Source organism: Acetatifactor muris (genome assembly GCF_024623325.1).
Classification (GTDB): Bacteria; Bacillota; Clostridia; order Lachnospirales; family Lachnospiraceae; genus Acetatifactor; species Acetatifactor muris.
In genome coordinates, this window is the sequence record NZ_JANJZD010000006.1 from 231,427 (window position 1) to 239,840 (window position 8,414).

Below are 8,414 nucleotides of genomic sequence, written 5' to 3' on the forward strand. Positions count from 1 at the left end.
CAAGTCCGAAACTCTTGTATTTTTTCAATTATAGGGTATAATAAAAAATAGAAATTAGGAGGTGCGTCATGACCGAACTGATAAATCGACCCGAATATTTAAATCAACTCATTCAAAATAAAGATGTGAATCTGGTCAAAATTGTCTCCGGCATTCGCAGATGTGGAAAATCATCCCTGCTGGATCTGTTTCATCAATACCTGTCTGACAGTGGAATAGAGGATTCTCACATCATTCATATGAACCTGGAATCTCTGCGCTACCGGAATCTTTCCGATTACCTTGCTTTCTATGACTATGTCAGCGGACGCATTCCGGACACCGGAAGGACTTATCTGATTTTTGATGAGCTTCAGGCTGTGGAACATTGGGAAAAGGCTATCGAGTCTTTCCGCCTGGATTTTGATGTTGATATCTACATTACCGGTTCCAATGCTTACCTGCTTTCTACGGAGTTTTCCACGCTGCTTTCCGGCAGGTATGTGGAAATCCGTATGTTGCCGCTGTCTTTTAAAGAATTTCTGACCTTCTATGAATTTGCTCCTTCTGTCACAGCGGAGGAAAAATTCCATAGATATCTTCAGTTTGGCGGTATGCCCATTTTAAGAGAATACAGGTTTAACGAAGCGAGAAGCATTCAGGCACTGGAAGGTATCTATGCAACTGTAGTTCTACGCGATATTCTCCAGCGTAACAATCAGACCGATCAGAGAATTCTGCACAAAATCGTACTGTTTCTCTGCTCCAATGTTGGCAGCATCACATCACCCAACAGCATCGGTAATGTCTTGAGCAATGAAGGTGACATTCAAAACGGAAAAGGAAAAAATGTGGCGGGTAAAACTGTGGAGAAATACATTTCCCTGCTGCGCAGCGCATATATCTTCTACTCTATCGGCAGATATGACGTAAAAGGCAGGCAGCTACTGAAAACACTGGGAAAAAACTACATCATTGACATGGGATTCCGCAACATGCTGCTTGGCTATCGCGATGCGGATCGGGGTCACATTCTCGAGAATATTGTGTTCCTGGAACTGCTTCGACGTGACTACCGTGTGTACATCGGAAAAGTAGGGGGAACCGAAGTAGATTTTGTAGCGGAAAAGCCAAATGATAAGTTATATATTCAGGTAACAGAAAGTATGCAATCCCCGGAAACCCGTGAGCGCGAACTAAGACCTCTGCGCCTGATACCTGACAACTATGAGAAAATTATTCTGTCAATGGATCGGAATTATATCACTTCTTATGACGGCATCAAATCTTTGAATTTGATTGACTGGCTGCTGGCCTGAATTTGAAATTCCTTAACAGTTGTGTACTATCTTCTCCTGCCTTCGTTTATGAAGAGCAGGAGAAGCACAGCGCAGGCGGTTAGTCCTTCTAAATTAAACTGTTCGATCATGAATCATACCGGAATCCATGAGGTTAATCTTCTACAGCGGCCATGAAAAATAGGAGTTGATGAAAGACTCCAGCTTTTAAAGTCCTCTCTACCTTGCCAAAGAATTTAAATGCAGAACCACAGCTTCGCAGACAAATACCACAAAACAGCACAGCGCAGCAATCCCGATCATGTTGACACCTTTCCATGCGGCAATGACACCCACAATCAATGCCAGAATCCCGGCAAGCGGAATCTGGGGTGCCGCGATAATCGCCGGAAAAGTCATCACGGCGAGAGTCACATACGGAACATAGTAAAGAAATGACCGCAGAAAGGGATTCTTAATCTTCTTCCGAATCAGCGTCAGAGGCAGTACACGAATCAGACAGGATACGGCAGCCGCTGTCAATATGTAAAGATAAATGTTATGCTCCATGTCTCCGTCCCTTCTCTGTCCTGGTCTCCGCCTCTTTATCGGCTTCCTCCTTCACCGGAAAGAAAGCCGCGGCAATCCCGGCAATCAGCACTGTGAGCAGGCTGATCTTCATGCTTTCCGACAGCCCGTCGAACAGAGCAATCCTGGATACCAGAAAGCTCGCGAGAAAGCTGACCGCAACTACGCCCCCCACAGTCTTATCCTTCCTGGACGCCGGAACGATAATCGCCACAAACATACCGTATAACGCCACACTCAGCGCGCTGACCGCAGAAACCGGAAGTATGTTGCCCGCCACAATCCCTATGGCAGTACCTGCCGCCCAGCTGGGAAGGGCGACAGCCATAGCCCCATAGTGATACCAGGGATTCACCACTCCTTTTCTGGCAATGCCGATTCCGAAGATTTCATCTGTAATTCCGAAGCCCACCAGGAACCGATGGATGCCGGAAGTCGTCGGGTCGAACTTCTGGCTCAGCGCACAGCTCATAAGCAGATAGCGCATATTTGTCACCAGAATGACAAAGGCCATCTCAAAATAGGCTGCATTCGCCATAATCACAGTAAATTCGGCATATTCTCCTGCGGAAGCATGATTTAATATACTGGATAAAAATCCCTGAAAAGGGTTCAAACCAGCTTTCCTCGCCGCGATTCCCAGAGAAAATGCCACTGCAAAGTATCCCAGCGCAATGGGAAAACCATCTCTGATTCCGTCTCGGAAAGCCCTTCTATTCTGTTCCATTTTATTTCTCTTTCGCCGCCTCTCTCAGGGATTTCAAGTCCGCCCCCTATCAGAATCATTGTCCCTTTACCCCACAGGCAACAGTCAGGACAGCTCCCTGAGCTGTTGCCCTCTCAGTCCAATCAGTCCACCAGCACGGGATTCTCCTCCACCACCCAGGGCAGGCCGTATTCGTTCAGCGCCTCCATAAACGGATCGGGATCAAATTCTTCCACGTTAAATACGCCGGCCCTTTTCCAGGTCCCCTTCATCACCAGCATGGCGCCGATCATGGCAGGCACACCTGTCGTGTAGGAAATGGCCTGAGACCCCAGCTCCCTATAGCATTCCTGATGGTCACACACATTGTAAATGTAGACAGACTTCTCCTTCCCATCCTTTACTCCGGTGAAAATGCAGCCGATATTGGTCTTGCCCACCGTGCGGGGGCCCAGAGACGCCGGGTCCGGAAGCAGTGTCTTCAGGAACTGGATGGGTACAATCTCTCTGCCCTCGAATACCACAGGGTCGGTGCGCAGCATTCCCACATTCTCCAGACATTTCATATGGGTCAGATAGCTCTGCCCAAATGTCATAAAAAACCGGATGCGCTGAATGCCCGGAATATTCTTCGCCAGAGACTCGATTTCCTCATGGTGCAGAAGATACATATCCTTTTTCCCCACCTGAGCAAAATCATACTCCCGCTTTATCTCCATGGGCTTCGTCTCCACCCAGTGTCCGTTCTCCCAGTAGGAACCATTTGCCGATACCTCCCGGAGATTGATTTCCGGGTTGAAATTGGTGGCAAAGGGATAGCCGTGATCGCCGCCGTTGCAGTCCAGGATATCAATCCTGTGAATCTCGTCAAAATAGTGCTTCAACGCATAGGCAGAAAATACGCTGGTCACTCCGGGGTCAAAGCCGCTGCCCAGCAGAGCCGTAATCCCCGCCTTCTCAAAGCGTTCTCTGTAAGCCCATTGCCAGGAATAGTCAAAATAAGCGGTGAAGCCCGCCTCTTTACAGCGTTTCTCATATGCGGCGCGCCACTCCGGATCTTCCGTGTCCTCCGCCTCATAATTGGCCGTGTCAATATAGTCTACCCCGCAGGCCAGGCAGGCATCCATTATGGTCAGGTCCTGATATGGCAGCGCCAGATTCAGCACAGCCTTCGGCTTCTCCTTTTTGAGCAGAGCAATCAGCTCCTCCACATTGTCCGCATCCACCTTCGCGGTAGTAATCTTCGCTTCGGTGGTTCCCTCAAGCTTCTCTTTTAATGCATCACATTTGGATATCGTGCGGCTGGCAATGCAGATTTCCGAGAATACATCCGCCTTCTTCGCACATTTCTGAATTGCCACAGAGGCCACGCCTCCGCAGCCGATAATTACAATCTCAGCCATTTTCATCTCTCCTCTAATATAGTTCTACAGCCTTCCCGGTACTCTTAAATCCTGTATTCACAACATAATAAAAAGCCGGACTCATCGTATCTCCACCTTGCGCAGCAGCTTCTCCACATAAGCCGGCAGACAGAAAGCTCCCATATGAAGCCTTGTGGTGTAATATTTCGTCTCCAGCCCCCGCTCATCCCATCTCGCAGCGTCCAGGTCCCGCACCGGGTGATACCGTTTGGAGGCGAACCCGAACAGCCAGTGGCCGGAGGGATAGGTGGGAATATGTGCCTGATACACCCGGCTGATGGGAAAGCTCTCCACGATACGCTTGTGAGCCCTCATACAGGCTGTGGCATCTGCCTCATAGAAAGGACTTTCATGCTGGTTCACCATGATGCCATCCTCCCGCAGCGCCTTATAGCAGTTTCCATAGAATTCCTTCGTGAACAGCCCTTCTCCGGGGCCGAAAGGGTCCGTGGAATCCACAATGATCAGATCATACTCGTCTTCCCGGGTGCGGACGAATTTCAGACCGTCTTCATAGTGAATATACACTCTCTCGTCGTCCAGCTTACAGGCTGTCCGGGGCAGATAATCTCTGCACACCTGAATCACCTGCTGGTCAATCTCCACCAGGTCGATATACTCTATCTCCGGATACCTGGTCAGTTCCCGCACCACGCCGCCGTCCCCGGCACCGATTACCAGCACCCGCTTTACACAGGGATGTACCGCCATGGGCACATGAACAATCATTTCATGGTAAATAAATTCGTCCTTTTCCGTCAGCATTACATATCCGTCCAGCACCAGGAACCGTCCCAGTTCCGGGGATTCGAACACATCAATCCTCTGCAGATCACTTTCTCCGCTGTATAACTGCTTATCTACCCGGATGGACAGCTTCACATCCGGTGTGTGCGGTTCCGAAAACCATAATTCCATAAAGCCACCTCCTATTCCAGTTCCGTATCTGCCCGAAAGTACACTTTTCCTGAGATACATTTCCGGTCGCAAGTACATTCGTCCGTAAATGTATCTGTGTACTTCCCGGGCAGATACTGTTTTCTAAATTAAGTCGCTGCGCGACGGCTCTAAAGGGTAAAGTCTACATCCACTCTTCTTTCAACACATTCAGGCGTTCGATGGCCGGGTCCTCCGGACCGGTCATGGAGCAGCCTTTTTCTCTGGCATAAGTGATATACTCCAGAATCTGCGCCGTGATCTCTTCCCCCGGCGCCAGAATGGGAATGCCGGGCGGATAGCACATGACAAATTCACTGCAGATACGCCCTTCCGTTTCCGATAAAGGCAGGGATTCTTTCTCCGCGTAAAATGCGTTCTGAGGAGACACAGCCACTTTGGGCTCGATGTATTCCTGGGTATACATACCTGTATTGTCCCGGCCGTATTTTCTCCTGATTTCCACCAGGGCGCCGATCAGCCGCTCCATATCCCGCTCTCTGTCCCCGATAGACAGATAGGCCAGCACATTGGCAATGTCACCCAGCTCCATCTGAATGTCATATTCATCCCTGAGCAGGTCATAGACTTCAATTCCCGCCAGCCCGATTCCCAGCGTATTCACGGTCAGTTTCGTCCTGTCGAAATCGAAGATGCTGTCCCCGTTAATCAGTTCCGCGGTATAGGCATAATATCCCCCGATACGGTTAATTTCTTCCCGGGCATATTCCGCCAGTGATATGACTTTTGCAAACTGTTCCTTTCCCCGAAGCGCCAGATTCCTGCGGGAAATATCCAGGCTGGCCAGCAGAAGGTACGAAGCGCTTGTTGTCTGGGTCAGATTGATAATCTGTCTCACATAACCGGGATTCATCCCGATTCCCGTCAGCAGAAAGGAGCTCTGTGTCAGGCTTCCGCCTGATTTGTGCATACTGACAGCCGCCATATCTGCGCCGGCTTCCATGGCTGACAGCGGCATCTTTTCCCCGAAATAAAAGTGGGTCCCATGAGCCTCATCCACCAGCACCTTCATTCCATGGGCATGCGCCATACACACAATACTCCGCAGATCAGAGCAAATCCCATAGTAAGTAGGGTTATTTACCAGTACAGCCACCGCGTCCGGATGCTCCTGAATGGTCCGCTCCACCTGAGACACTTTCATCCCCAGCGCAATACCCAGCCTGCTGTCCATATCCGGATTCACGTATATGGGGATAGCCCCGTTCAGCACCAGTGCATTGATCACACTCCTGTGCACATTCCTGGGCAGAATAATCTTATCTCCCTTTTTGCAGGCGCTCAGAACCATACTCTGTACCGAAGATGTGGTGCCGCCCACCATCAGAAAAGCATATGCCGCTCCAAAGGCTTCCGCTGCCATTTCCTCCGCTTCCCGAATCACAGATACGGGATGGCACAGGTTGTCCAGGGACTTCATGGAATTCACATCTATTCCCACACACTGCTGCCCCAGAAGCGCAGCCAGCTCCGGATTCCCCCGGCCCCGTTTGTGTCCCGGCACATCGAAGGGCACAATTCTGTCTCTTCGAAACTCTTCCAGCGCCTCATAGATCGGCGCTCTGGACTGATTGAAACGCCCCATCTGCTGTCCCCTCCTTCCCCGGATCTGCCTTCCAGAGTGTTCTCTTACCTTTCGCTCCTGTCACACCCGGCACATTAATAAATATTCCTCCCGCTGAATATCTCAATCATCTCCCTGCGCAGATTGTCCATAATCTCCAGCCGCAGCTTCGGCGGCAGTTCATAGACATCGCTGTTGAACAGATAGTTCTGCAGATCAATCTCCTTAATCAGCATCTTGGTATGAAAAATATTTGCCTCATATACATTGATATCCACCGCATCATATCTGCGCATGGTGTTCTGGTCAATGTAGTCCTGAATGGACGTGATTCTGTGGTCCATAAAAAGCTTCTGGCCGCTGACATCCCTTGTAAACCCTCTGACCCTGTAATCCATGGTAATAATGTCGGAATCAAAGGCTCCGATCAGATAATCCAGCGTGGACAGCGGCGTAATCTCTCCGCAGGTGGCCACGTCAATATCCACCCGAAAAGTGGCGAGACAGGTATCAGGATGGTACTCCGGATATGTATGAACGGTTATATGGCTTTTATCCAGATGCGCCACTGTGGTATCCCCCATGGGCACCTTGCTTTCGTCCGCAATCAGAATAGTCACTGAACTGCCCTGCGGCTCATAATCCTGGCTGGAAATATTCAGTACAGTGGCCCCTATCATCTCCGTCACATCCACCAGAAGTTTGGTCAGACGTTCCGAATTATACTGCTGATCGATATAGGCAATATAGTCCTTCTGCTCCCTCTGAGACTTGGCATAGCACACATCGTAAATATTAAAACTAAGGGATTTGGTTAAATTATTAAATCCATACAGAGTAAATTTCTCGCTCATACCTTCTCCTTTATCCAGACTTCCATATACCGGACCTGTGCAAAATAAAAAGCAAGTGATACTTACCTCACTTGCTTTTAAATATCCCTGCTCTCGTTTTCACTTATACCCGCCGTCTGATTCCACGACTTTCAAGTACGAAATAACAGATATATGGTTTTAGAGTCTATATAGCAAATATTTTACTTTTACTACTCTTATTGACCGTTTCACAAGTTAGATGTGCATCTGCACCGGTTTATAGTAACCAACTTATAAAATCTGAGCTCTTAACTCAATCAATAAGGCAACACAGTTGCCAAAATATTTACATGGAAGACTCTGTCTGTTTTCCATACTTACACTGTCATATCCAGTGTATCGCTTTCACTATCGCTCATTGTATCATGTCTCTTACATTTCGTCAAATATTATTTGTCCACTTTATTACCTGCTCTGACCGCCGCGTTTTGCCGGCAGCAGTTCGGCAGCCTGTCTTTTAACACCCGCACCGTCGGATGCAGGATGCGTTCTAGTCCTCCTGCTTCGGCTCTATCGCCAGCTGCACATACACAGTTTCTTCTATCAGCCCGATGCCCATGAACACAGCCCACACATAAGGCGCGCCGTACACGTTCAGCGTTTTAGGTCCCACGATCTTTTTCGGCGCATTCTCGCCGGTCTGATCCTGAATCAGCTTTTCATATGCTTTTTCAAAAGTACTTCTGGTAATGGACCTTTCCCGCCTGTCTGTGAACAGTTCCCCGCCCTTGATGGTATAGGTAAACGGAAGCCCCTTTTTGGTTAAAAACTGCTTTCCCTCGTATGCCCGAATCACATCCCACAGGCCAGGGAGATTTATCTTCGATGTATTAAGATTCATATGCCTCCTCGCTCCGTAACACACCCCTGAAATCAGGGCCGGTTCCCAGCGGCGCTATCGGTCTATGCCGTTATACTAGTGTATTGACATGACGATATTTAACCTTACTACCGCCTTTTAAGAGGCGGCAGTAAAGCTGGGGTATAAAGACTTGAGCTTTATTCTGGCATCACCTGTCCTAAAATGCCAGTCAACCTTTGCTG

The 8,414-nt window shown here is 49.0% G+C and carries 8 protein-coding genes; 1 reads left to right on the top strand and 7 read right to left on the bottom strand.

What is annotated here, in order from left to right:
* The first annotated feature begins 68 nt into the window (after positions 1–68).
* Positions 69–1,298 (top strand): ATP-binding protein, encoded by a 1,230-nt coding sequence (locus NSB25_RS07975; protein ID WP_103238885.1) that lies wholly within the window; start codon positions 69–71, stop codon positions 1,296–1,298.
* Positions 1,299–1,496: 198 nt separating this feature from the next.
* On the opposite strand, the gene NSB25_RS07980 is transcribed toward NSB25_RS07975, so the two are convergent.
* The 7 genes from NSB25_RS07980 to NSB25_RS08010 all read right to left on the bottom strand — a co-directional run bounded on the left by NSB25_RS07980 (position 1,497) and on the right by NSB25_RS08010 (position 8,211).
* Positions 1,497–1,826, bottom strand: a complete 330-nt coding sequence (locus NSB25_RS07980; RefSeq protein WP_103238886.1) for an AzlD domain-containing protein — start codon at positions 1,824–1,826, stop codon at positions 1,497–1,499.
* Positions 1,816–2,571 carry an AzlC family ABC transporter permease gene (locus NSB25_RS07985; RefSeq protein ID WP_103238887.1) on the bottom strand — a complete coding sequence of 252 codons (756 nt, stop codon included), beginning with the start codon at positions 2,569–2,571 and terminating at the stop codon, positions 1,816–1,818. Before NSB25_RS07985 ends, NSB25_RS07980 begins: the two co-directional genes overlap by 11 nt.
* Positions 2,572–2,693: 122 nt before the next feature.
* A complete protein-coding gene (locus NSB25_RS07990) occupies positions 2,694–3,953 on the bottom strand; it encodes a saccharopine dehydrogenase family protein (protein WP_103238888.1) in 1,260 nt (419 codons plus the stop codon).
* A gap of 81 nt (positions 3,954–4,034) precedes the next feature.
* Positions 4,035–4,892 (bottom strand): polyamine aminopropyltransferase, encoded by an 858-nt coding sequence (speE, locus tag NSB25_RS07995; protein ID WP_103238889.1) that lies wholly within the window; start codon positions 4,890–4,892, stop codon positions 4,035–4,037.
* Positions 4,893–5,055: 163 nt separating this feature from the next.
* Entirely contained in the window at positions 5,056–6,516 is a 1,461-nt protein-coding gene (locus NSB25_RS08000; protein ID WP_103238890.1) for an aminotransferase class I/II-fold pyridoxal phosphate-dependent enzyme, read from the bottom strand.
* A 74-nt stretch (positions 6,517–6,590) separates the two neighbouring features.
* Positions 6,591–7,349 (bottom strand): adenosylmethionine decarboxylase, encoded by a 759-nt coding sequence (gene speD, locus NSB25_RS08005; RefSeq protein ID WP_103238891.1) that lies wholly within the window; start codon positions 7,347–7,349, stop codon positions 6,591–6,593.
* Positions 7,350–7,860: 511 nt separating this feature from the next.
* Positions 7,861–8,211: a hypothetical protein gene (locus tag NSB25_RS08010; RefSeq protein ID WP_103238892.1), complete on the bottom strand. Its 351-nt coding sequence runs from the start codon at positions 8,209–8,211 to the stop codon at positions 7,861–7,863.
* Positions 8,212–8,414: the final 203 nt, after the last annotated feature.